This is a genomic window from Micromonospora sp. DH14 (genome assembly GCF_029809455.1).
In the GTDB taxonomy this organism is placed as follows: Bacteria; Actinomycetota; Actinomycetes; order Mycobacteriales; family Micromonosporaceae; genus Micromonospora; species Micromonospora parva.
In genome coordinates this window covers 24,253-48,680 of sequence record NZ_JARVKT010000033.1, presented here as the reverse complement: position 1 = coordinate 48,680, position 24,428 = coordinate 24,253, and the positions used below count along the sequence as shown (strand labels likewise).

18 protein-coding genes are annotated in these 24,428 nt (G+C 73.4%); 10 read left to right on the top strand and 8 right to left on the bottom strand.

Going from position 1 to position 24,428, the window contains the following annotated elements:
• The first annotated feature begins 1 nt into the window (after position 1).
• Positions 2–760 carry a HipA family kinase gene (locus QCZ28_RS28970; RefSeq protein WP_279519583.1) on the top strand — a complete coding sequence of 253 codons (759 nt, stop codon included), beginning with the start codon at positions 2–4 and terminating at the stop codon, positions 758–760.
• On the top strand, positions 757–1,125 hold the full coding sequence (locus tag QCZ28_RS28965; RefSeq protein WP_279519582.1) for a DUF3037 domain-containing protein: 369 nt from the start codon (positions 757–759) through the stop codon (positions 1,123–1,125). The genes QCZ28_RS28970 and QCZ28_RS28965 overlap by 4 nt, the downstream gene beginning before the upstream one ends.
• Before the next feature lie 288 nt (positions 1,126–1,413).
• On the opposite strand, the gene QCZ28_RS28960 is transcribed toward QCZ28_RS28965, so the two are convergent.
• A complete protein-coding gene (locus QCZ28_RS28960) occupies positions 1,414–3,336 on the bottom strand; it encodes an anthranilate synthase family protein (protein ID WP_279519581.1) in 1,923 nt (640 codons plus the stop codon).
• A 204-nt stretch (positions 3,337–3,540) separates the two neighbouring features.
• Between QCZ28_RS28960 and QCZ28_RS28955 the strand changes: the two genes are divergently transcribed.
• From QCZ28_RS28955 to QCZ28_RS28945, 3 genes are all read left to right on the top strand, one after another.
• A complete protein-coding gene (locus QCZ28_RS28955) occupies positions 3,541–4,953 on the top strand; it encodes an FGGY family carbohydrate kinase (RefSeq protein WP_279519580.1) in 1,413 nt (470 codons plus the stop codon).
• A 99-nt stretch (positions 4,954–5,052) separates the two neighbouring features.
• Positions 5,053–7,596 carry a nitrate- and nitrite sensing domain-containing protein gene (locus QCZ28_RS28950; protein WP_279519579.1) on the top strand — a complete coding sequence of 848 codons (2,544 nt, stop codon included), beginning with the start codon at positions 5,053–5,055 and terminating at the stop codon, positions 7,594–7,596.
• Positions 7,597–7,601: 5 nt separating this feature from the next.
• On the top strand, positions 7,602–8,015 hold the full coding sequence (locus tag QCZ28_RS28945) for a roadblock/LC7 domain-containing protein (RefSeq protein ID WP_203148617.1): 414 nt from the start codon (positions 7,602–7,604) through the stop codon (positions 8,013–8,015).
• Positions 8,016–8,094: 79 nt separating this feature from the next.
• Here the strand turns inward: QCZ28_RS28945 and QCZ28_RS28940 are convergent, their stop codons facing one another.
• Positions 8,095–9,438: a GH1 family beta-glucosidase gene (locus QCZ28_RS28940; protein ID WP_279519578.1), complete on the bottom strand. Its 1,344-nt coding sequence runs from the start codon at positions 9,436–9,438 to the stop codon at positions 8,095–8,097.
• An 842-nt stretch (positions 9,439–10,280) separates the two neighbouring features.
• On the opposite strand from QCZ28_RS28940, the gene QCZ28_RS28935 reads away from it, so the two are divergent.
• Positions 10,281–13,187, top strand: a complete 2,907-nt coding sequence (locus QCZ28_RS28935) for a glycoside hydrolase family 48 protein (RefSeq protein ID WP_279519577.1) — start codon at positions 10,281–10,283, stop codon at positions 13,185–13,187.
• Between the two features lie 359 nt (positions 13,188–13,546).
• Here QCZ28_RS28935 and QCZ28_RS28930 read toward each other — a convergent pair whose 3' ends face one another.
• Positions 13,547–14,164 (bottom strand): DUF3159 domain-containing protein, encoded by a 618-nt coding sequence (locus tag QCZ28_RS28930; protein ID WP_279519607.1) that lies wholly within the window; start codon positions 14,162–14,164, stop codon positions 13,547–13,549.
• A 257-nt stretch (positions 14,165–14,421) separates the two neighbouring features.
• Between QCZ28_RS28930 and QCZ28_RS28925 the strand changes: the two genes are divergently transcribed.
• Together QCZ28_RS28925 and QCZ28_RS28920 are read left to right on the top strand one after the other, a co-directional pair.
• Entirely contained in the window at positions 14,422–15,309 is an 888-nt protein-coding gene (locus QCZ28_RS28925; protein WP_279519576.1) for a phosphatase PAP2 family protein, read from the top strand.
• An 8-nt stretch (positions 15,310–15,317) separates the two neighbouring features.
• Positions 15,318–15,986: a maleylpyruvate isomerase N-terminal domain-containing protein gene (locus QCZ28_RS28920; RefSeq protein ID WP_279519575.1), complete on the top strand. Its 669-nt coding sequence runs from the start codon at positions 15,318–15,320 to the stop codon at positions 15,984–15,986.
• 44 nt (positions 15,987–16,030) lie between these two features.
• Here QCZ28_RS28920 and QCZ28_RS28915 read toward each other — a convergent pair whose 3' ends face one another.
• Positions 16,031–16,894 carry a DUF1028 domain-containing protein gene (locus QCZ28_RS28915; RefSeq protein WP_279519574.1) on the bottom strand — a complete coding sequence of 288 codons (864 nt, stop codon included), beginning with the start codon at positions 16,892–16,894 and terminating at the stop codon, positions 16,031–16,033.
• A gap of 47 nt (positions 16,895–16,941) precedes the next feature.
• Positions 16,942–18,162 carry a low temperature requirement protein A gene (locus QCZ28_RS28910; RefSeq protein WP_279519573.1) on the bottom strand — a complete coding sequence of 407 codons (1,221 nt, stop codon included), beginning with the start codon at positions 18,160–18,162 and terminating at the stop codon, positions 16,942–16,944.
• 154 nt (positions 18,163–18,316) lie between these two features.
• Between QCZ28_RS28910 and QCZ28_RS28905 the strand changes: the two genes are divergently transcribed.
• Positions 18,317–19,300: an LLM class F420-dependent oxidoreductase gene (locus QCZ28_RS28905; protein ID WP_279519606.1), complete on the top strand. Its 984-nt coding sequence runs from the start codon at positions 18,317–18,319 to the stop codon at positions 19,298–19,300.
• Positions 19,297–20,091 carry an SDR family NAD(P)-dependent oxidoreductase gene (locus tag QCZ28_RS28900; protein ID WP_279519572.1) on the top strand — a complete coding sequence of 265 codons (795 nt, stop codon included), beginning with the start codon at positions 19,297–19,299 and terminating at the stop codon, positions 20,089–20,091. Before QCZ28_RS28905 ends, QCZ28_RS28900 begins: the two co-directional genes overlap by 4 nt.
• A gap of 3 nt (positions 20,092–20,094) precedes the next feature.
• Here QCZ28_RS28900 and QCZ28_RS28895 read toward each other — a convergent pair whose 3' ends face one another.
• The 3 genes from QCZ28_RS28895 to QCZ28_RS28885 form a co-directional block, all read right to left on the bottom strand.
• Positions 20,095–20,832, bottom strand: coding sequence for a class I SAM-dependent methyltransferase (locus tag QCZ28_RS28895; RefSeq protein ID WP_279519571.1), 738 nt, complete (start codon positions 20,830–20,832; stop codon positions 20,095–20,097).
• Positions 20,833–20,964: 132 nt separating this feature from the next.
• Entirely contained in the window at positions 20,965–23,259 is a 2,295-nt protein-coding gene (locus QCZ28_RS28890; RefSeq protein ID WP_279519570.1) for a transglutaminase domain-containing protein, read from the bottom strand.
• Positions 23,253–24,425: a DUF58 domain-containing protein gene (locus QCZ28_RS28885; RefSeq protein WP_279519569.1), complete on the bottom strand. Its 1,173-nt coding sequence runs from the start codon at positions 24,423–24,425 to the stop codon at positions 23,253–23,255. Before QCZ28_RS28885 ends, QCZ28_RS28890 begins: the two co-directional genes overlap by 7 nt.
• Positions 24,426–24,428: the final 3 nt, after the last annotated feature.

Genomic DNA, 24,428 nt, shown 5'->3' with positions numbered 1-24,428 from the left:
CGTGCTCCGCCAGGTCACCGCGATCCGCTACGTCACCCCGCTCCGCGAGGGTGGGTCGCTGCCGGGCGTGGTGGAGGCCGACGACCTGGGCACCTACGTGGCGAAGTTCCGCGGCGCCGGGCAGGGGCCCAAGGCGCTGATCGCCGAGGTGATCTGCGGCGAACTGGCCCGCCGGCTGGGGTTGCGGGTGCCGCCGCTGGTGGTCCTCGACATCGACCCGGTCATCGGGCGGGCCGAACCCGACCAGGAGGTGCAGGAGCTGCTGCGCGGCAGCGGTGGCGCCAACCTCGGGATGGACTTCCTGCCCGGGGCGCTGGGTTTCGACCCGGTGGCGCACCCCGTCGACCCGGCGCTGGCCTCCCGGGTGCTCTGGTTCGACGCGTACGTGGAGAACGTCGACCGCAGTTGGCGCAATCCGAACCTGCTCGTCTGGCACCGGGAGCTGTGGCTGATCGACCACGGCGCCTCGCTGTACTTCCACCACAACTGGCCGCGCGCCGGCGCCGCCGTGCACCGGGCCTACCGCGCCGACGACCACGTGCTGGCGCCGTACGCGTCGCGGCTGGCCGAGGCCGACGCCGAGTTGGCGCCCCAGGTCACCCCGGAGCTGCTCAGCGAGGTGCTGGCCCTGGTGCCGGGGGAGTGGCTGACCGCCGCCGACTTCGACACGGCCGACGCGGCGCGCGAGGCGTACCTGCACCACCTGACCCGCCGGGTCGCCCGCACGGCCGACTGGCTGCCACCGGGGAGCGGGGCATGAGGCAACCCTTCGAGTACGCGCTGATCCGGCTCGTACCCCGCATCGAGCGCGGCGAGCAGATCAACGTCGGGGTGCTGCTCTACTGCCAGCAGCGCGACTACCTGGCCGCGCGGACGCACCTGGACGCCGAGCGGGTTCGCGCGCTGGCACCCGACGTCGACCTGCCGGCGGTGGCGGCGGTGCTCGACTCCTGGGACCGGACCTGCTCCGGTGACGGGCCGGCGACCCGGATGCGCCTCGGTGAGCGGTTCCACTGGCTGGCCGCGCCGCGCAGCACGATGATCCAGACGGGGCCGGTGCACACCGGCCTCACCGTCGACCCGGCGGCCGAACTGGACCGGCTGATGGCGACCCTGGTCCACTGAGCGCGGGCGGGGCCTACCCGGTCCCCTGATCGCGCTACGCCAGCTCCGTTGCCGGCGGAGCGCGATCCCCCGTTCAGGCGCCCGGTGCGGGGCGACGGCTCGATCCCGCCGGCACCGATGCCATCAGGATCGCCGTCCGCGCGCGGCGTCGGGCCGGAACGACCGGGAAGTTGCGGAAAAATTGAGCCGGCGGCCGGCTGACGGACGAGGGTGACCGGTGGCGCGGGCGGGGGCTCTCGGCCCGTCCGCGCCACCGGTCCATCCAGCCCTACCCCCGGCGCACTGTGACTATGCGCCGTCGCGCGTCGCCGACAGCTCCTGCGGGCGCGCCGCCGGCAGCAGATCGGCCAACAGCTCGCTCAGCACGGCGAGCCCGTCCGGGCTGAGCACCGACTCGGCGTGGAACTGCACCCCGGCGAAGCCGCGCCCCCGCAGGGCGTGCACGGCACCGTCGCCCGGGTCCCGGGCCAGCTCCACCGGCCCGTACGCGGTGGCCAACCGGTCGGCCTCGGCGCGGGCCGTGAACGTCGAGTAGAACCCGACCCGGCGGGTCCGCCCGAACACCGGCACCTCCCGCTGCAACCCCTGGTAGGGCGCCTCCCGGCGGTGCAGCGTCAGCCCCAGCAGCCCGGCCAGCACCTGATGGCCGAGGCAGACCGCGAGGGTGGGACGACCGGTTGCCAGCAGCCCGGTCAGCAACGCGCGCAGCGCCACCATCTTCGGCGCGTCCGCGCTGCCCGGGTCACCCGGCCCGGGACCGGCCACCACCAGGTCGTAGTCGTCGACCGGGCCACTCGCCTGCCACGGCCGGGTGGTCACCGCGAGACCCAACGCGCTCAGCTGGTGGGCCAGCATCGCGGTGAAGGTGTCCTCGGCGTCCACGATCAACGCCCGGCGGCCGACCAGCGCGGGCAGTCCGGGCGCGTCCGGTGACCGCTGGTCCAGCCAGAACCGCGCCAGCGGTGCGTTACGCGCGGCCAGCGCGTCGCGTACCCCCGGGTCGTCGGCCAGCCGCGCGACCGGCCCGCGCTCGCCGACGGACGCCGCCGGACCGAGGCCGAGCGCGGCCAGCACACCGGCGGCCTTGGCGTGCGTCTCGGCCACCTCGCCGGCCGTCGTCGAGTGCCGGACCAGGGTAGCGCCGACCGGCACCCGCAGTCGGCCGGTGGGGGAGATCTCGGCGGTCCGGATCAGGATCGGGGCATCGAGCGTCTGCCGGCCCGCCTCGTCGTGACCGAGCAACGCCAGCACACCGCCGTAGTAGCCCCGACCCCGGCGCTCGTGCCGGGCGATCACCCGGCAGGCGTTCTCGATCGGACTGCCCGTCACGGTGGGGGCGAACATCGTCTCGCGCAGCACCTCCCGCACGTCCCGGGTGCCCCGCCCGGCGAGCAGGTACTCGGTGTGCGCCAGGTGCGTCATCTCCTTCAGGTACGGCCCGATCACCTGCCCACCGTGTTCGGCGACGGTGGCCATCATCTTCAGCTCCTCGTCGAGCACCATGTACAGCTCCTCGACCTCCTTCGGGTCGGCGAGGAAACGCAGCAGCGCCGTCCGGTCCGCGACGCCACCCGGGCAGCGGAAGGTGCCGCTGATCGGGTTCATCATCACCAGCCCGTCGTCGACGCTGACGTGCCGCTCCGGGCTGGCGCCGACCAGCGTCCGGGTGCCGGTGTGCACCACGAACGTCCAGTACGCGCCGCGCTCGCCGACCAGCAGCCGGCGCAGTGCCGCCAACGCGGCCCGCAGCGACGGGCCCTGCACGGTGGCGTGCAGGGCGCGGTGGATCACGAAGTTCGCGCCCTCGCCCCGACCGATCTCCTCGGACAGCACCCGCTGCACGGTCCGCGCGTACTCCTCGTCGCTGACGTCGAAGCCGGCGTCGGTGGTGTGGACCGGCTCGTCGGGCAGCACGGCGAGGACGTCGGCCAGCGCGATCCGCTGGTGCGCGCGGACCTGGAGGAACTCCAGCGGGGCACCGTCGTCGACACAGGCGAAACCACGCTCGGTGATCTGCCGGTACGGCACCAGGGCCAGCGTCCGGGCCCCGGGTGGGCCCGGCGGCAGCGGAATGTCGGTGAGCCCCTCGACGGTGTCGACCGGGCCGGTGAACAGGTCCAGTTCGTCAGCACCGTCGCGGCGCAGCAGCGCGAAGGGGCCGGGGTCGACGCCGTGCGTGACGGCGGCGAGCAGGTCGGTCAGCTGGGTCATCGGAATCTCCGTCGGGCCGGGTGCCGCCCTCGGGCGGCCCTGGAACCGGGAGATCCGGCGACCGCCTCGATGGCGGCCGCGTGGATAAAGCTACGCGCGGGGGATCGCCGCCGGGTCGGCGGGCCACCAACTGGTCAGGTGCGCGAGCATGTGATCCACCCTACGCGCCCGTCGCCCCGCTGACACGGGGTAACTTGACCGGCGATGAACATTCTCGCGCTCGACCTGGGCACCTCCTCGGTACGCGGGCTGGTGCTGGACGCGGACACGCAGCCGCTGCCCGGCGCACTGGCCCGCCGCAAGGTCGACCTCGCCATCGGCGACGACGGCACCGGCACGCTGTCCGGCCGGGACTACCTGGCGAGCCTGGTCGAGTGCCTGGACGAGCTGGCCGAGTCGGGGCACCTGCACGACGTCGACCTGGTGGCGGTCTCCGCCCAGTGGCACTCGGTGCTTCCGCTGGACCGCGACGGCGCTCCGCTGGGCCCGGTGGTCACCTGGCTGGACACCCGGCCCGCCCCGGTCGGCCGCACCCCCGGGCCGGCGGACCCGGACGGCTTCCACCAGCGCACCGGCTGCTGGTGGCACCGGTCGTACTGGTCGATGCGGTTGCCCTGGTTGCGCGAGCAGTCCGGCACTCCGATCGCCCGCTTCGTCGGTCTGCCCGAGTACGTGCTGGGTGAGCTGCTCGACACCGCGCCCATGTCGATCTCTCAGGCCTCCGGGACCGGTCTGCTGGATCTGCGCACCCTGCGCTGGGACGATGAGGCGCTGGCGCTGGCCGAGGCGACACCGGCGCAGCTGCCGCCCCTCGGTGAGCTGGACTGGCACGGCCGGCTCCGGGTCGACCTGGCTCGTCGGTGGCCGCAGCTGGCGCAGGCCCGCTGGTCACCGCCGGTCGGCGACGGTGGGGCGTCGAACGTCGGCTCGGGCTGCGTCGACCCGACCCGGGCCGCCGTCACGGTGGGCACCTCCGCGGCCGTACGGCTGATGCAGCGGATCCCGGCCGGCGAACCGATGCCCCGCCTGCCGGAACGGTTGTGGCGTTACCGGGTCGACCACGACCACGTGGTGACCGGTGCCGCGTACGCCAACGGCGGCAACCTCTTCGCCTGGGCGAACCGGGAGTTGCGGTTGCCCCAGGGCGCCGAGCTGGACGCGGCGCTGGCGCTGGTGCCGGCGGGCGGTGGTCGACCGGCGGATCCCCGCTTCGGCGGCGACCGGGCACCCGGGCTGGCCCCGGCGGGCAGCGGCGCGCTGCGCGGCCTCAGCTTCAGCACCACAGCTGTCGACATCCTGGCCGGGCTGATGCAGGGGCTGTGTGAGCTGGTCGCCGACGACCTCGGGGTGCTGGAGTCCACCATCGACAAACCGGTCGGCGTGGTGCTGGGCGGCGGCGCGGTCGCCGCCTCGGTGTGGTGGCGGCAGGCCTTCGCCACCGCGCTCGCACCGCGACCGGTGTCGCACCAACGCAACCCGGAAATCGGCGCCACCGGTGCCGCGTTGATCGCGCTGGGGCGCTTCGGTGACGCGATCGAGCTCGCCGACATCGGCCGGACGGACGAGCTGGTTTTACCGACCACGGCAGGACGTTCCCACCCGCAGTATCCTTCCTGAACCTCGGCCTCGCCCGGGCCGTTGACAGCGGTACCGAGCCTGGTTGGATGGACTGCGCTCCCCCGACCGCGGTGGACGCGGTAGGACGGAGGAGGCAGGGTGGCGGCAGGTCCCGACCCGGCGAACGGTGCGGTGTCGAACCATCGCCGCCGCCGCTTCGACGTCCGAGTCGTTCCGCATCGACGGCGGTCACCGTTCCGGCTGCGCGACTGGCGGATGAGCACGAAGCTCGCCACCGTGCTGGTGGTGCCGTCGATGGCGTTCCTCCTGCTCGCCGGGGTGCAGACCAGCACGCTGGTGGGGCGGACGACGGCGTTGAACGACTTCTCCAGTCAGGTCGGCATCGGCCGGCAGATCACCGCCGCGGTGCACCACCTCCAGCAGGAGCGCGACCGCTCGGCGGGGGAGCTGGGTGAGCTGCGCAAGGGTGGTGACCGGCAGACCGCCGCGAACGACCTGAAGCCGTTGCAGGCGGCCACCGACAAGGCCATCGTGGACCTCAGCCGGGCCGCCGAGCCACTGGCGGACGCGGACGCCTCCTGGCGGGTGGCCTTCTCCGAGGCGTTGGAGGCGTACGACCAGGTGGTCGACATCCGTGCGGCGATCCCACCGGCGGTGCTCAGCAGCGAGACCATCCTGAGCAACTACCACCGGGCGGTCGGGGCGTTGCTCGACCTGCTCGCCGAACCGACGCCGGGTCAGAACCAGCCGGCGTTGAACGACGCGGTGCTGCGCTACGTCCAGCTGGCCCGGGTCAAGGAACTGTCCTCCCGGGTGCGGGGCCAGCTCTACGCCGCCGCCCGCGCCGGTGCGTACGGCACCGAGGACCGGGTGATCCTCGCCGACCTGCGCGGTCAGCAACTCACCGCGCTCGGCGCGTTCCGGGTGGCCGCGACCAGTGCGCAGATCCGCCGCTACGACGAGACGTCGGTGTCGCCGATGTTCCTGGTCGCCACCGATCTGGAGGAGCGCAGCCTGTCCTCCGGCGGCGCGTCGCCGCAGGTGCTCCCGTCGGAGCAGTGGTGGTCGGCCAGCCAGCAACGCCAGGAGTCGCTGCGCCAGCTTGAGGCGGGTGTGCTCGACGACGCCGTGCGGCAGGCCGAGGAGGCCAGCGCCGACCAGCTGCGGGCGACCCTGCTGGTGGTCGGCGGGGTCGTCACGGTCCTGCTGGCCGCCCTGCTGATCTCGTTGCTCATCGGCCGGTCGGTCGCCCGGTCGATGCGGCTGCTGCGCAGCCAGGCGCTGCGGATCGCCCAGGTCGAGTTGCCCGACGCCCTGGACCGGCTGAAGACCGTCACCGGCGGGGTGCCCCGCATCGAGGTCGCGCCGGCGGTGGTCCGTTCGCTCGACGAGATCGGCGAGCTGGCCGAGGCGTTCGTGGCGGTGCACCGCAGCGCGGTCACTGTCGCCGTCGAGCAGGCGCTCATGCGGCGTAACGTCAACGCGATGTTCGTCAACCTGGCCCGGCGCAGTCAGGTGCTGGTGGAGCGCCAGTTGGAGCTGCTCGACGACCTGGAGCGCGAGGAGAGCGACCCGGACCAGCTGGAGAACCTGTTCAAGCTCGACCACCTGGCCGCCCGGATGCGCCGTAACGACGAGAGCCTGCTGGTGCTCGCCGGCACCGACTCCACCCGGCGGTGGAACCGGCCGGTCGGGCTCGGTGCGGTGCTGCTGGCCGCCGCCGCCGAGATCGAGCAGTACCAGCGGGTCCGGATCGAGTCGGTGGCGGACGTGCACGTGGTCGGGCACGCCGTCGGCGAGTTGGTGCACCTGCTGGCCGAGTTGCTGGAGAACGCCACGGCCTTCTCCCGCCCGGACACCGCCGTGGTGGTGACCGCCCGGGTCGGAGCGGGCGGTCCGCTGATCGAGATCGTCGACCGTGGTCTGGGCATGAGCCCGGCCGCGCTGGTGCAGGCGAACGAGGTGCTGGCCAGCCCGCCGGCCGCGGACGTGGCGGCGGTGGAGCGGATGGGGCTCTTCGTGGTCAGCCACCTGGCGGCCCGGTTGGGCCTCCGTGTGCGGTTGGAGGGCGGCGAGGATGGCCTGGTCGCCCGGCTCGTCCTGCCCGCGGAGTTGCTGGCTGCCCCGGGCAACGTGGAGCTGGACGCGCCCCCGTCGGCGCGGATGCTCGCGGCGAGCGCGGCGCGGGGGCTGGCCGCGCAGCCCGGGGCGGGCTGGCCGGGCGCTGCCGCCGCACCGGGTGCCGCGGTGCGGGACCTGCCGGTGGCCGGTCGCCCGCCGGGCGTCGGTGTGCCGCGTCAGGGCCGCCCGATGCCGGTGCGCGCCGAGGACGTGTTGGCCCCGGCCGCCGCCAACGGCAACGGCAACGGTGGGGGCTGGTATTCGCGGCAGGGCCCGACCTCGCCGGTGGTGCCCGCACCGGCGGCGCCACCGACCATCCCGGTGACCGCCGGCACCAACGAGCGGGGACTGCCGGTGCGGGTGCCCATGGCGCAGTTGAGCGCTGTCACCCGTTCGGCCCAACCGATGACGGCACCGACCCGCACCGACCCGGACCCGGAGGCGGTCGGCGGCATGCTCTCGCGGCTCTACAGCGGAGTACGGCGCGCCGAGGCTGAGGACACCACCGAGATACCCGTGCCACCGTCCGGGGGGCACGACGAAGGGGGACGACGACAGTGACGACGTTGAGCCAGGAGGCGCGTGACCTGAGCTGGCTGGTGAGCGCGTTCGCGGAGCGGGTGCCGGGTGTGGCGCACGCGGTGGTGGTCTCCTCCGACGGGCTGCTGGTGGCGATCTCCGATCACCTGCCGCGTGACAACGCGGACAAGCTCGCCGCGGTGACCTCCGGGCTGATGAGCATCACCGCGGGCGCGGCCCAGATGTTCGACGGCGATGTCGTCAAGCAGACGGTGGTCGAGATGGGCCGTGGCTACTTCCTGGTGATGCAGATCCGCGACGGTTCGATTCTGGCGACCTTGGCGGCCGGTGACGCGGACATCGGCGTGGTGGGCTACGAGATGGCCCGGCTGGCGAAGCAGGCGGGGGAGATGCTCACCCCGGCCCTGCGGGCGGAGTTGCAGCAGGCGCTGCCCCGCTGAGTGAGCCGGCCGAGCCCGGACGGTCACCGGCTCACCCGAGCCGAGCCGTCCGGGCCCGGCGGTCCGGGTGGCGGCGCGTTCAGAAGCCGCCGTCGGCGATGACGGAGCGGTACCAGGTGGCGCTGCTCTTGAGCACCCGCCGCTGGGTGGGGTAGTCGACGTAGACCAGGCCCCAGCGCTGGTCGTAGCCCTGGTCCCACTCGAAGTTGTCGAGCAGTGACCAGACGTGGAAGCTCTCCAGCGGCACCCCGTCGGCGATGGCCCGGTGCGCCGCGCTGAGGTGGTCGCGCAGGAAGTTGATCCGGCCGGTGTCCTGGACGGTGTCGTCCGCGTCCAGGGTGTCCGGGGTGGGCAGCCCGTTCTCGGTGATGGTGAGCGGGATCGGGCCGTAGTCGCGGGTGACCCGGGTCAGCAGGTCGTACATCCCCTCGGGGTAGATCTGCTGCCACTCGGCCTCGGAGGTCGCCCACCGGTGCGCGGTGCCGCCGTCGGCGGTGACGTAGATCGGGGTGTAGTACTGCACGGCCAGCAGGTCGACCGGCGCGGAGATGACCTTCAGGTCGCCGTCGCGGATGCCCTGGACCATCCGGCTCTGCGGGCCCAGGTCGGCCAGCAGGTCCTCGGGGTAGCTGCCCTTGAACAGCGAGTCGAGGTAGAGGCGGTTCTCGTAGGCGTCGTAGAGGTGGGCGGCAGCGGCTGCCTGCGGGGAGTCGTCGGCGGGGTAGCAGGGGTGCAGGTTGAGCGCGGGGCCGATCCGGCTGTCGCTGCCGGTGGCCCGCAGCGCGCCGACGGCGAACCCGTGCGCGAGCTGCAGGTGGTGGGCGACCAGGTAGGCGGCGTCCGGGTCCTGCCGGCCGGGGGCGTGGTGGCCGGTGAGGTAGCCGTTCTGCACCACGGTCTTGGGCTCGTTGATGGTGAGCCAGGACGGCACCCGGTCGCCGAGGGCGCGGAAGACCACGTCGGCGTAGTCGGCGAAGCGGTGGGCGGTGTCGCGCGACTCCCAGCCGCCGGCGTCCTGTAGCGCCTGGGGGAGATCCCAGTGGAAGAGGGTGGCCATCGGGGTGATGCCGCGCTCGTGCAGGCCGTCGAGGAGGCGGCGGTAGAAGTCGAGGCCGCGCTGATTGGGCGTGCCGGTGCCGTCGGGTTGGATCCGGGGCCAGGAGATGGAGAAGCGGTAGCTGCGCAACCCGAGGTCGCGCATGAGGTCGAGGTCCTCGGCGTACCGGTGGTAGTGGTCGATGGCCACGTCGCCGGTGTCGCCGTTGCGGGTGCGCCCCGGGACGCGGCTGAAGGTGTCCCAGACCGACTCGCCGCGCCCGTCCTCCTTGGTGGCGCCCTCGATCTGGTACGCGGAGGTGGCCGCGCCCCAGCCGAAGTTGTCCGGGAAGCGCAGCGGGCCGGCGGGCCCAATAGGTATCGACATGGATTCTCCTCATGGATACGGGGCCACCGCCGAAGGATTCGGGAGCGCTCCCATGATAGGGCAGACGCTGCCGGCTGGTCAGCCGGCCGTCATGGCGGCCGGCGCTGGCGAGTGGGAGACGGGTGTGGCCCCGAGCAGCGAACGAGGCCGTCCGGGCGGCGCGGCGCGCCTGTCCCGTCGGCCTCTTTTCCTATCGTGTACGGGGGTTTAGTGTGGGGACGGGGGAGGGCAACCCCCGTCCCCACCGTAACTGCACACACACGGGCGGAATTTGGGTCCTGCCGTGCGTGTCGCGCGGGAGCCGGGCCACGCGAGTGGCTCTGGTTCCACCTCCCTCCCTGTGGCGGGACGATGGCTGACGACGGCGTCCGGGCTGGCCCGTCGTCGGCCCTCGGTCTGGTTCCCTGAGCTCGTCAGAGACGATCCCAGCGATCTTCTTGTTGGAACCTTGTCGATGGAAGCGCTCCCATCGACCGATGTTGCGACTGTAACGCCCGTCACGTCTTTGTGAAAGCCCCAAAACGAGATCGAAACAAGGAGCTGATCCGAGGCTCCGTGCGCTTGTTGTGGGAGCGCTTCCATGGCACACTGTCGATTCGACGCGACAGGAGCCACATCGCGTGAGTGCGGGTCCACCGAGGGCAGCCGGCAGCACCAGCTCCGGTCACGGTCACCCGATCAGCCGGCGGGACCCCTCCCGTGCGGGCTCGCACCGCCGAACCCCGGCCGGGCCCGGGGGAGACCACCTTCCCGGCGCCTCGACATCCCCGCGGACCACCACCCACGCGGGCAGGCGCCTCGCCGGGGACCGTCCCGGCCCGGTCCGAGGAGACACCGCGCACATGAGACAACTGGCACGACGCCGTCGAGTGGCGATCATCGCCGCCGCCGCGCTCGCCATCGGCGGGGTGACCCTGCCCGCTGGCGCCGCACAGGCCGCGCCCGCCTGCGACGTGGTCTACGCGACCAACGACTGGAACACCGGCTTCACCGCCAACGTCACCATCAAGAACCTGGGCGACCCGATCACCAACTGGACGCTCAAGTGGACCTTCCCGAACAGCGGTCAACGGGTCACCCAGGGCTGGTCGGCCCGGTACAGCCAGACCGGCAGTGAGGTCACCGCGACCAACGAGTCGTACAACGGCAACCTCGGCACCGGGGCCTCCACCACCATCGGCTTCAACGGCGCCCACACCGGGAGCAACCCGAAGCCCACCGCGTTCACCATCAACGGCACCCCGTGCAACGGCACCCCGGCCAACCAGCCGCCGACGGTCTCGCTCGGCCTGCCCAGCGGCCCGTTCACCGCGCCGGCCGACGTGCCGCTGACCGCCACCGCCAGCGACCCGGACGGGACGATCAGCAAGGTCGAGTTCTACCGCAACGGCCTGCTGATCAACACCGACACCAGCGCCCCGTACGCCTACACCCAGGAGGACCTGCCGGCCGGCAGCTACACCGTGCAGGCCAAGGCGTACGACAACGCCAACGGCATCGGGGTCGACGAGAAGGCATTCACCGTCGGCGCGGCCAGCGGCCCGACGCTGGTCGCCACGCCGTCCGCGGTGAGCGTCGCCGAGGGTGGCACCGCCACCTTCAACCTGAAGCTCAGCGCCGCGCCGACGGCCAACGTGCCGGTCACCCTCACCCGCACCGGTGACACCGATGTCACTGTCTCGCCGAGCACCGTCACGCTGACCCCGAGCAACTGGAACACCGGGGTCACCGTCACGGTCGCCGCGGCCGAGGACGCCGACACCGTCGGCGGCGCCGCCACCATCACCGCCACCGCCACAGGTCTGGCCTCGCTGGCGGTCACCGCCACCGAGATCGACAACGACACCCCCGGCGGCGACAACACCTACATCGCGAAGTTCCTCGAGCAGTACGGCAAGATCAAGAACTCGGGTTACTTCAGCCCCGAGGGCGTGCCGTACCACTCGGTGGAGACGCTGATCGTGGAAGCCCCCGACCACGGTCACGAGACCACCTCCGAGGCGTTCAGCTTCTGGCTCTGGCTGGAGGCGAACTACGGTCGGGTCACCCAGAACTGGGCCCCGTTCAACAACGCGTGGACCGTGATGGAGAAGTACATCATCCCGACCCACGCCGACCAGCCCACCTCGGGCTCCGCGGGCACCCCGCAGTACGCCGCGGAGTACAACCTGCCCAGCCAGTACCCCTCGGCGCTGAACCCGAACGTCCCGGTCGGCCAGGACCCGCTCCGCTCGGAGTTGCAGTCCACCTACGGCACCGGCGACATCTACGGCATGCACTGGCTGATGGACGTCGACAACACCTACGGCTTCGGCCGCTGCGGTGACGGCACCACCAAGCCGGCGTACATCAACACCTTCCAGCGGGGCACCCAGGAGTCGGTGTGGGAGACCGTCCCGCAGCCGTCCTGCGACACCTTCAAGCACGGCGGTCAGTACGGCTACCTCGACCTGTTCGTCAAGGACACCGGGGCCCCCGCCAAGCAGTGGAAGTACACCAACGCGCCGGACGCTGACGCCCGCGCCGTGCAGGCCGCGTACTGGGCGCTGACCTGGGCCAAGGCGCAGAACAAGCAGGCCGACGTCGCGGCCACCATCACCAAGGCCGCCAAGATGGGCGACTACCTGCGGTACGCGATGTTCGACAAGTACTTCAAGAAGATCGGCAACTGTGTCGGGGCCAGCACCTGCCCCGCCGGCACCGGCAGGGACTCGGCGCACTACCTGCTGTCCTGGTACTACGCCTGGGGCGGCGCGTACGACACCAGCCAGAACTGGTCCTGGCGGATCGGCTCCAGCCACAGCCACTTCGGCTACCAGAACCCGTTCGCGGCCTGGGCGCTGACCAACACCCCGGAGCTGGCGCCGAAGTCGCCGACCGCCGCCAGTGACTGGACCAAGAGCCTCGACCGGCAGCTGGAGTTCTACACCTGGCTCCAGTCCGCCGAGGGCGGCATCGCCGGTGGCGCCACCAACAGCTGGGACGGCAGCTACGCCCAGCCGCCGGCCGGCACCAGCACCTTCTACGGCATGTTCTACGACGTCGACCCGGTCTACAACGACCCGCCGTCGAACCAGTGGTTCGGCATGCAGGCCTGGTCGATGCAGCGCATCGCCGAGCTGTACCTGCAGACCGGCAACGCGAAGGCCAAGGCGCTGCTGGACAAGTGGGTGCCGTGGGCGATCGCCAACACCACCCTCGGCACCAACTGGTCCATCCCGTCGGACATGGCGTGGACCGGTCAGCCGACCACCTGGAACCCGTCCAACCCGCAGCCCAACACCAACCTGCACGTCCAGGTCACGGTGAAGGGCCAGGACGTCGGCGTCACCGCCGCCTACGCCCGGACCCTGATCGCGTACGCGGCCAAGTCGGGCAACGTGGCGGCGAAGGACACCGCCAAGGGGCTGCTCGACGCGCTGTCGTCCGCCAGCGACGCCAAGGGCGTCTCCACCACCGAGAAGCGTGGCGACTACCGGCGCTTCGACGACGTCTACAACGCGTCCACCGGACAGGGCCTCTACGTCCCGTCGGGCTGGACCGGGAAGATGCCGAACGGCGACGCCATCGCCGCCGGCAAGAGCTTCCTCGACATCCGGTCCTTCTACAAGAACGACCCGGACTGGCCCAAGGTGCAGGCGTACCTGGACGGTGGTCCGGAGCCCGAGTTCAACTACCACCGGTTCTGGGCGCAGGCTGACGTCGCCATGGCGTACGCCGACTACGGCAGCCTGTTCCCGAACGGCTGATACGACCCGGGGTGGGTGGCGTGCACCGCCCACCCCGGGGTCCGGCCCGGTCCGGGGAACGACGGACCAGGGCTGGCGGACGGCCTGACACCCACGGTCAGGCCGGGGTGGGCCGGCCATCTGGCCGACGCAGCGGATCGGCTGGCCCACCCCACCGCCCGGACTGAAGCTAGCCGCGAAAAAGCCCAGAAATTCGGGCCGTCGCGGGATCACACCGGAGTCCGTGACGGAGTAACGTACGTCACCGGAGAGGCCGCTCCCCCCGTGGCGGCCTCTCCACTTTTTGCAGCGAGTCCGCGCCGCCCCGCCGCTCCGGCGAGGCGGCGCGGCCCGTGCAGCGGTGCGGCGCCGCGACCGGTTCAGCGAGGCGGCGCGACCGGGTGACGCAGCCCCGGGTGCCCGGCCGGCAGCGAGCGCCGCAACACCACCCAACTCAGTGCCAGCGCCGCCGCCACCAGCGGCCAGGTCAGCGCCACCCGGGCCACCACCAACGCGAGCACCTGCCCGCCCAGGTAGAGCGGCACGAACACGGCGACCCGCAGCAGGTACGTCGCCGTCCACACCCAACTCGCCCGGCCGTACCCGCGCAGCAGCACCGGGTCGCGCCGCCACCGGGCGCGCTGGCCCAGCACCGCGCCGACCAGCACACCGAGCAGTGGCCACCGCACCACGATGCTGACCGTCCACGCCAGAGCGCTCGCCGCGTTCGACAACACCTGGATCAGAAAGAAGTTCTCGGCCCGGCCGGTCCGCACCGCGATCAACGCCGCGACACAGACGGCCAGCAGCCCGATCAGGACCGAACGCGGCCGGTCACCCCGACGCAGACGTACGCCGGCCACCACCGCGCCCACCGTCAGCGCCGCGCCGACCCCGCCCCACAGCGACTCGCCGCCCAGCACCCACCCCGCGGCGAACGCCAGCGGCGGCAGCGTGGCGTCGATGGCGCCGCGTCGCCCGCCCAGCAGATCCGTCAGCGACTCGGCCCGCGCCGGCCCCGCCGCGCCAGCGTCGGTGCCGGCCCGCGTCGGCTCTCCCGCACCGGTGTCGGTGCCGGCCCGCGTCGGCCCTCCCGGCCCCGGATCGCCGCCCCTGCGCTGCTCCGGACCGGGCTCGGCCGGGCAGCTGTCGCGCTCCGGTGTTCCGCTCACCACCGCCTCCTCACCTCCGGCACAACCTAACCGGCGATTGGCGGCGGGCCACCGCTCGGACCGCCGACACCTGCCGCTACGGTGTGCGGATGCGCGCGACGGCACGGGGTTGGACCGCGGTCTGGTTGGTCGTACTGGCCCTTGTCCAGGCGGCTGCCTTCCTTGCCGTGTGGCGGGTGGCCGTGCACTCCGAGGTCGGTCAGTGGGTGGACACTGTCGCCCTCACCGGCAACCGGATCGGACAGGACACCATCGATGGTCCGGTCGACCGGATCCTCAACGCGATGTCGGTGGTCTCGCTGCTGGCCGCCACCGCGATGATCGGCTTCATCGCGTTGATCCGGGGGCGGATCGCCCTGGCGATCACCGCGACCCTGCTGATCGCCGGAGCGAACGTCACCACCCAACTGCTCAAGTACGGGCTGAACCGCCCCGACTTCGGCCTCGACCCGGAACGCGCGGCGGTGGGCAACAGCCTGCCCAGCGGGCACACCACTGTGGCCGCGTCGGTGGCGGTCGCGCTGATGCTCGTGCTGCCGCGCAAGGTGCGGGCGGTCGGCGCGTTCATCGGTGCCGGCTACGCCGCCGTCGCCGGAGTCGCCACCCTCTCCGCCGGCTGGCACCGGCCCAGCGACGCCGTCGCCGCGTACCTCGTGGTGGGTGTCTGGGCGGCGCTGGCCGGGTTGCTCCTGCTGATCACCCAGCGGGAGCAGGCCGAGGTCGCCCCCGGCGACGCGCACCGGGTCGCCGCGCTGGTGCTCGGGGTGGTCGGCCTGCTCGCCCTGGTCGCCTGCGGACTGTCCCTGTCCTGGCTGATCGAGCTACGCGGCACCGGGCCGCAGGAGTTGTCCCGCCGGCCGTTGTTCGTCGGGTACGCGGGCAGCGCCGCCGGGATCGCCGGCACGATGGCCGTGGTGATGGCGCTGGTGCTCACCGTCGTGCACCGGCTGGTGCCCCGGGTCAAGGGCTGAGCCGCCCGGTGGAGCCGACCCGGGCGGCGTTCTCCGCCGAGTGCGCGCGGTTCACCGAGGTCCTGGCCGAGCTGACCGACGATGATCTCGGCCGGCCCACCGACTGCCCGCCGTGGACCGTCCGGGAGTTGATCGCGCACACCCGCACCGGGGTCGGCCGACTCACCGACATGCTCGCCGCGCCGGCCCCGCCACACGCCGAGGTGGACGCCGCCGGCTACTTCGGCGCGGCGAAGTTCACCGCCGAGGTGGACGCCGACCGGATCGCCGGTGGGCAGCGGGACGCGCTACCGGTGGACCGGGCGGCGCTGGCGGCCGAGTTCGACCGATCCTGGCGGGCCACCGAGGCAGCCGTCGCCGCTGCCCCGCCCGACCGGGTGGTGCGAACCCGCCACGGCGACGCGATGCGCCTCGGCGAGTTCCTGCGGACCCGGGTCGTCGAGGTGGGCGTGCACGGGTTGGACCTGGCCGCCGCGTTGGGCCGGTCGCCGTGGCTCACCCCACCGGCGGCGGCGGTCATCGCCGAGCTGCTCACCGGCGGACGACCGACGCCGGCCGGGCTGGGTTGGGACCGGTTGACGCTGATCCGCAAGGCCACCGGCCGGTCGGCAGTGACCGCCCCGGAACGGGCCGCGGTCGCCGCCGCCGGCTTCCGCTGGCTGGCCTTCGGCCGCTGACGGCCGGCCCCGCGGTCCGGTGGGGTCCTCACCGGTGTCGCGAGTCAGCTCGCCGAGCGGGGCGCGGGGACGTGCGGGGCGACACCGCGCAGGTGCGTCAGCACCACCGGGTCGATCCGCCCCGGCACCAGCCGTTCCTCCAGGTTCTCCAACCCGGCCCAGGAGATCAACGCCGCTTCCGTGCCGTCCTCCCGCACCGGATGGCCCAGCGCGGCGAGCAACGCCGCCACCTCGGCGGCGACCGCGCCGGTGAGGTCGAGCAGGGTGGCCGGGTCCGGGCGGCCGAACAGCATGGTGTGCACCGACAGCAGACGACCCAGCTCGGCCACCGGGTCCGGGTGGTCGTCCACCCGAAGGTCCACCACCACATCGCTGGTGCCGCCGTACCCGCCGCCGCGCTCGACCACCAGCAGGCCGGCGCTCTGCCGGCCACGCCGGTCGCCGCCGGCCTCGTCCCCGGCCCGCAACGCGGTCACCAGCCGCTCGGCGAACGGCAGCGCCGTTCCCGCCTCCCAGGCCGCACCGAGGGCGTCGACGACCTCCGGCCCGGTGAGCACGTTGCCCTGCGCGGCCCAGCCGTCGCCGGTCCGTCCGCCGGCCCACGGGTGGCAGGCCGGCCCCGTCCAGCTGGCCCCCGTTCCGGTGGCCCCCACGACGCCGAGTTGACGATGGTCCCGCTCGGGGTCGGCGGCGACCAGCCCGGCCACCACGTCGGCGGCAGCCACCCCGGTGCGTAGCAGGGTGAGACCCTGCGGGCGGTAGGCGAGGTTCACGTGCGCCTGGGTGGCCAGCGCACCCACCTCGGCGGCGGCGGCCGGCACCAACGCCCCGGCGGCGAGGAACTTGCTGGCGACGGCCACGCCGTGCAGGCGGCCGTCGGCGGAGCGGGCGACGAGCGAGAAGGTCACCGGCCGAGAGTAACCCTCCGCTCCGGCGCGGCATTCGCGCGCAACGCTCAGAACGGTGGCGTGGCGGCCTCCGGTGGGGTGCCGTGAGCCCGCCGGGCGTCGGCCACCGCGACCGCGGCCAGCACCAGCGCCCCGAGCGCTGTCGCGATCACACCGGGCAGGCGCAGCAACGGCACCGACGACACCACCAGCACCGTGAGGGCGATCCACCGGGACGGGGAGACCCGCGCGAACACCTCGTACTCCAGGCGGGCCCGGCCGGCCAGGAACAGGGCCGGGCCACCGAGCACCATGGCCAACCACGGCCCCGGGATCCGCTCCAGCGGATTCTCGATGATCAGCTCGTAGCCGATCGCGGTGCACGCGAGACCGATCACCATCACCAGGTGGGTGTCGGCCGCGGACCGGCCGATGTTGGCGGGGTGCCGGGCCTTCATCACCGCCTCGCCCAGGATCCGCCCGGCCCGCTGCACATAGATCCGCCACAGCATGATCGAGGTGGCCAGCGCCAGCGCGAACGCCCAGGCGTGCCCCGCCTCGTACGGCCCCTTGCTGTACGAGAAACCGGCCACCAGGATCGTCTCGCCCAGCGCGACGAGGAAGAACTGCTGGTACCGCTCGGCCAGGTGTTCCCCGGCGATCTCCCACTTGGAGATCGTCGAACGACCCAGGCCGGGCACCGGCCAGCCGCAGCGGGCGGCCAGGTACTCCATGCCCAGCGCCGCCGACCAGAGCACCACCTGCGCGTTGGTGTTCAGCATCGCGCCGCCGATCCACAGCACCCCGCTGACGGCGAAGATCACCGCCATCCGCACCTTCAACCGGCGGTACGGGTGCGCGCCCAGCGCGATCGACAGGATCACCGGCCGGGTCACCTGCGCGATCACGTACGCCACCGCGAACATCAGCGCGGTCTCGCTGAACGCCCGGGGGATCGCCACCCCCATCACCATGCTGCACACCAACGCGGTGATCACCACGGTCTGCAACGGCACCCGGTACGGGTCGTACCGGCTGGTCGTCCACGCGGTGCCCTGCCAGACCGCCCACAGCGCCAGCAGCAACAGCAGCGTCTTGCCGCTGCCGGTGATCGTCCCCCAGCCGTGCTCCCGGCCCGGGTCCTGGGTCAGATCCTCGAACGCGCGCGCCGAGATCCGGGTGAGCGCGAAGACGTACACCAGGTCGAAGAAGAGTTCCAGGAACGTCGCCCGGCCGGGCGCGGCCGCGGCCGGGACCGGCTCCAGGCGTCCCGCCGCCCTGGAACCCATGGTCAGCGGCCTGTGCCGTCGGTCCGGTCCACCTCGAAGTGGTAGCACTTCCCATCGGCCCGCACGGCCGGAAACCGGCGATTCTGCCCAACCCGGGGATCTTGCCCGGGCCGTCGTCAACGGGCACGATCGATCGGTGACGAATCGATGGGGCATGACCGTGCCGCTGGGCGGGATCGCGCTGGCGCAGCACGACGCGGCCTACGCGGCCCTGGACCGGGCCGGGTTCACCGACGTCTGGTCGTCCGAGGTCGCCGGGGTCGACGCGTTCACCCCGCTGGCCCTCGCCGCCGCCTGGCAGCCCGGGCTGCGGCTGGGCACCGCGATCACCCCGGTCTACACCAGGGGGCCCGGGCTGCTCGCGATGAGCGCGGCGGCGCTGGCCGAGGCGGCGCCGGGCCGGTTCTCGCTCGGCATCGGGGCGTCCTCACCGGTGCTCGTCCGGGACTGGAACGCCGTGCCGTTCGACCAACCGTTCCGGCGTACCCGCGACGTGCTGCGTTTCCTGCGCGCCGCACTGCGCGGCGAGACCGTCGACGAGGTCTACGACACGTTCACCGTCCGCAGGTTCACGCTGGAACGACCGCCGGCGGTGCCGCCACAGATCATGCTCGCCGCGCTGCGCCCGGGAATGCTCCGGCTGGCCGCCGCGGAGGCCGACGGGGTCATCCTCAACTGGCTCAGCGCCGACGACGTACCGCGTGCCCTCGCCGAGCTGGGCGAGCGCCGCGCCGACTTCGACATCGCCGCCCGGATCTTCGTCTGTCCCACCGAGGACACCGCGTATGCCAGGGCACTGGGCCGCCGGCTCATCACCAGCTACCTCACCGTCGGCGCGTACGCCGACTTCCATCGCTGGCTAGGCCGCGACGAGGCGCTCGCACCCATGTGGGCGGCCTGGGCCGCCGGTGACCGGCGCGGCGCCAACGCGGCGGTGCCCGACGAGGTGGTCGACGCGCTGGTGCTGCACGGCTCACCGGAGCGGTGCCGCGCCGAGGTGCGCCGCTACGCCGACAACGGGGTGGACGTGCCGATCATCGCGCTGCTGCCCACCCCCGAGGTCACCGCTGGGGGCGCGACCGCGCTACTGAGCCTCATCGCCCGGCTGGGCACCAACCTCGTGGAGGCGTCCGCGTGAACCTCACCGACCGGATCGTCGTGGTCACCGGCGGGGCCGGCGGCATCGGCGCGGCGCTGTCCCGCCGGTTCGCCGCCGAGGGAGCCGCGGCCGTGGTGGTCGCCGACCTGGACGCCGACGCGGCCCGCGCGGTCGCCGAGGGCATCGGCCCGGTCGCGCACGCCCACGCCGTCGACGTCACCGACGAGGAGCAGGTCCGCGCGCTGGTCGCCGACACCGAGCAGCGGTACGGCCGGATCGACCTGTTCTGCGCCAACGCGGGAGTGACCACCGGTGGGGGAGTGGAGGTCGACGACGCCGGTTGGGACCGGGCCTGGCGGGTCAACGTGCTCGCCCACGTCTACTCGGCCCGCGCGGTGCTGCCCGGCATGCTCGCCCGGGGCGGCGGGCACCTGCTGCACACCTGCTCCGCGGCGGGTGTGCTGACCGCGGTGGGCGACGCCGCGTACACCGCGACGAAACACGCCTCGGTGGGCTTCGCGGAGTGGCTGGCCATCACCTACCGGGACCGGGGCATCCGGGTCAGCGCCCTCTGCCCCCAGGGGGTGGACACCCCGATGCTCGCCGACGGGCTCGCCGACGGTCACCTCGGCGCCCGGGTGGTCGCCGCGTCCGGCGCGGTGCTCACCCCGGACCAGGTCGCCGAGGCGGCCATCGCCGGGCTGGCCGAGGAACGTTTCCTGATCCTGCCGCACCCCGAGGTCGCCGACTACGCGCGCCGCCGCGCCGAGGACCCGGACGGTTGGCAGGCCGGCATGCGCAAACTCGTCCGCCGGTTGCAGCGGCCATGACCGCTACCGGACGGCGGTCACCAGGGCCATCCGCCGAGGCGCTGCTGCGCTGAGGACGTCGCGGAAACCGGCTTCGGTGAGCTGGTCGGCGACCCACTCCGGCGCGATGCGCAGCTTGCGGTAGGAACTGACCGACAGGTTCCAGTCCTCGTGACCGTCGCGTCGGTGGAGCAGGTCGTGGACGGTGACCACGTCGGGTTCGTACTCCAGGAAGCAGGTCAGGATCGAGTCGGCGTCGGCGTGCACCGGGATGAACCGGCCCGTCCCGGTGAGGCTCGTGGTGAGGTCACGGAAGCTCAGGGCGAGGCGACCGCCCGGTGCCAGGGCGGCGGACAGATCGGCGAAGAGCTGGGTGACAGCCCGGCGGTCGGGCAGATGGGTGAGCGTGTCGCCCATGCAGACCGCCAGTTCGACGGTGCCGGCGGACAGGTTCGCGGCGACCTGGCCGAGGTCGTCGTGGACAACGCGGATCGCCGGATGGTCACTGGCATGCCGCTCCAGCTCGGCGAGGAGTTTCGCGCTGCTGTCGACCGCCAGGACGCTCGGATAACCCAACCTGGCCAGCGCGGCCGACTGGAAACCGGAACCGCAGCCGAGGTCGACGGCGAGGCCGGTGCTGTTCGGCCCCGCGACGCCGGCCTGACGCAGAGCACCGAGCTGCTCCTCGACGAGGTCCGGGTAGGGCGCCCCGAACATCCACGTGTAATGGTCGGCGAGAAAGCCGTCGTAGTGCGGGTTCATCAACGCTCCACTCTGCTCGACAGATGGCCCTGAGTAGTTCACAGGGCGAGGTCGGGGCCATCCCCCGGCGACGGGAGCGCCCTCCCCTGCGCAGGGGAGGAGCCTGCCCACCCCCCACAGGTCACGCCCTGCTCACCGACGGGCGCGGCGGAGCGGGGCGGGGTGCACCGACCACAGCAGACGGCGCCACCAGGGGCGCGCCGAGCGCAGGGTGGCCACGTAGGCGGTGGCGACCTCGGCGGCCCGGGCCGCCTGGTCCGCTGTTGCGGCACCCGGCGCGAAACCCACCCGGTTGAGCAGGGCCGCCAGCTCGTCGACGGCCGGCCCGCCGGTGCCGTCGCCGAGCCTGCCGGCCCCGGTGTCGGTGAGCGCCTGACGGGCGTGCCCGGCGACCTCGGTTGCGGCCAGGTCGTCGCCGACCGGCCTGCCGGCCAGCCGGAGCGCGTCGGTGACCTCCCGCCAGGCGCCGGCGATGCGCTGACCGGGGTCGCCCCGCACGAGCCGACCGCGGGTCAGCGAGCGGCGCATCGCCAACAGGGTGAGCAGGAACGCCCCCACCACCAGCAACAGACCACCGCTGCCGGCGGCGACCAGCACCGGCGTGGAGACCCCGTCGCGGCCGGGCGGGACATCGGCGGCAGTCACCGGCTCCGGTGAGGCGGTCGGCTCCGCGGTCGGCGCGGGCGCCTCCGACGGCGGCGGGTCCTCCGGCGTCGGGCGGAAATCCTCCTCCACCGGCCTCGGCTCGTCGTTCGGGCGGGGCAGCGGGTCGAACGACACCCAGCCCAACCCGTCGAAGAGCACCTCCGGCCAGGCGTACGCGTCACCGGCCAGCACCGGCCCCTGCCCGCTGGTCCGGAAACCCACCACCACCCGGGTGGGCAGCCCGCAGAGCCGGCCGAGGACCGCGAACGCCGCCGCGAACTGCTCCGAGGTGCCCTCCTGCCCGCCGCCGTTGCGCGGCCCGAACAGGAAGAAACCCAGATTCGGGTACGCGTGCCCGCTCGGCGCGTCCGCCACCACCCGGTAGTGCTCGGCCAGGAACTGCTCGATCGCCGACGCCCGCGCGAACGGTGCGCCGTTCTCCTCAGCCAGCTGCCCGGCCAGCCGGCGCATCGGGTCCGGCACCCCGTCCGCGACCCGCAGCACCCGGGCCACCTCACCACCGGCGGGCACGTTCGCGGTAGCCAACAGGTTCAGGTCCGGGCGCTCCTCGGCGGAGGTCACCGTGTACCGCAGCCCCGGCGTCAGCCCCTCCGGCCGGATCAGCGTCCCGCTCGCCGGGTCGTACGCCACCCGCGCCCCGCTGACCTCCCGGGGCGTCGCCACGGCGGGCAGCAACCGGCCGGTCAGCTCGGCCACGCTGATCCGCTGCCGGACCGTGCGCACCGTGCTGTCGCGGGCGGCGGTCGCGGCCGGCAGGATCCGACCGGCGTTGCGGTACGTCGCGCCGACCCGCCAGGTCACCCCGTCGTAGTCACTGAGCACCGCCAACCGGATCCGCACACCGGGCGAGGTGTCCGCCGCCGGGTCGGCATCTCGTGGGGCGTCGCCGGGTGGCGCGTCAGGGCGTTCCGTGCTCACGTCGAGGAGCTTCTGCTCCGGGTGCAGCGCCCAGCCGGAAATCCGGATCAACGGGTTCTCGTCGAGCGTCTGCACCTGCGGCGGCTCCACGTACCGGCGCGGGTCCACCGGCCGGCCGTCGACCTGCCCGGCGACGACCGGGCCGAGCAGCGCCACCGACCCGACCACCAGAGCCACCCCGAGCGCCGCGCTGGCGGCCAGCCGCAGCCGCACCGCCGCCCGTACCCGGGGGGTCAGGTCGGCGGTCGGATCGCCGCCCGACGCCGCCGCCCGGGTCGGGGTCGCCAGGCCCACCGCCGCGACCGCGACGAACGCCACCGTCGACCCCACCGCCGGTTCGGCGTTCGGGCCCACCACGTACAGGGCGGCGGCGTAGAGCCCCGCCGCCGGCAGATAACCCAGCAGCACCCTGCCCGTGCGCAGCGCCACCTCCGCGCCGGCCAGCCCGGCCAGCCAGGCGGCCACGACGGGAACCAGCACCGTGTCCGGTGTGGGCTCCACCGGGATCATCGCGGTGAGCAGCCGGGGAATGCCGTTGCGGGCGGCGTCCGCGGTGACCTCCAGCAGGCCGCCCGGCACGTCGGCGCGGGTGGCGGCCAGCCGCAGCGACCACAGTGTCCAACCGGCCATCGCGGCCACCGACACCGGCGCCACCAGCCAGGACGGCAGCCGCCGCGCGGCCACACTGACCAGCACCGAACCCGCCGCCGCGCCGACGACCAGCCAGGTCAGCAGGCCACCGGCGTACACCCGACCGAGCACCACCCCGGCGAGCGCGGTCAGCCCGATCAGCGCCAGTGGCAGAACGCCCGCCCGCAGCACCCGCGCGGCACCCGTCACCACCGGCGTACCCCGTCCCACTCGGCGGCGAACTGCGCACCGTCCGCCGCGTCGACGACCTCCAGGCCGGCGGTGCCCGGCGGCGTCGGCTCGGCCGCGCCGAACACCCCGACCACCACCGACGGGTACGCCCCCCGCAGCGCCCCCACGTGCCCCAGCTCGTCGCGGCCACCCGGCCCGGTCAGGAAGATCAGCGTGTCGCCCAGCCGGTCCTGCCGCAGCCGGGTGGTGGCCGCGCGCACCGCCGCACCATCGCCGGACAGCTCGGCGGCGGCCAGCCGGTCCAGCGGCCCGAGCGCGCCGTCGCCCTCGCCGTCGGGCGTCGTGACCTGCGCCGGCTCCGCCGCGACCAGCAGCAACAGCACCGGCAGGTCGGCGCGGTGCGCGGCGGTCACGATCGACGCCGCCGCCTCACACGCCGACTCGAACGACTCCGCCACCCCACCGACCCGCCCCGGATGCGCGGCCACGCGGTTGTCCAGCAGGACGACCAGGCGCGGCAGACTCGTGTCCACGTTCTCCCGCACCATCAGCTCACCCACCCGGGCGCTGGTGCGCCAGTGCACGCGGCGCAACTCGTCACCGACCACGTACTCCCGCAACGAGTCGAACGTGATCGACCCGTGCGGAACCCCGTCCACCCGGCCGTCGAGGCTGCGCCCCGCGCCGGTGGGCACCGCCGTCAGCGGATGAACCCGGGGGTGCACCCAGACCGGCACCGACGCACCGTACGGGCGGGCCAGCGCCACCAACCCCAGTGGGTCGCGCCGGGTCACCCGCAACGGGCCGACCGGCACCACTCCACGACGGTCGGTCGGCACGTCGTAGCGGACCTCGGTGTCCCGGCCGGGCCGCAGGCGCAACACCGGCACCGGTACGGTCCGCTCCCCGCACCGGTCCTCGGCCAGCAGGTTCGCCGACCGCAGCCGGCCGGCGTTGCGCACCGTCACGGTCATCCTCGCCGGCTCGCCGCGCGCCACCCGGTCCGGGTCCGCGCGGCGGGTCACCGTCAGCCGGGGCCGCCAGGCCGCGACCAGCGCGGCGTAGCCCACGGCCGCGCCGGCCGCCGCGCCGAGCAGTGTCAACTCGGGGTACGCGAACCGGAAACCCGCCGCCAGCAGCACCACGGCGGCGACGAGCAGCCCGACCCCACGGGCGGTGATCCCCATCGC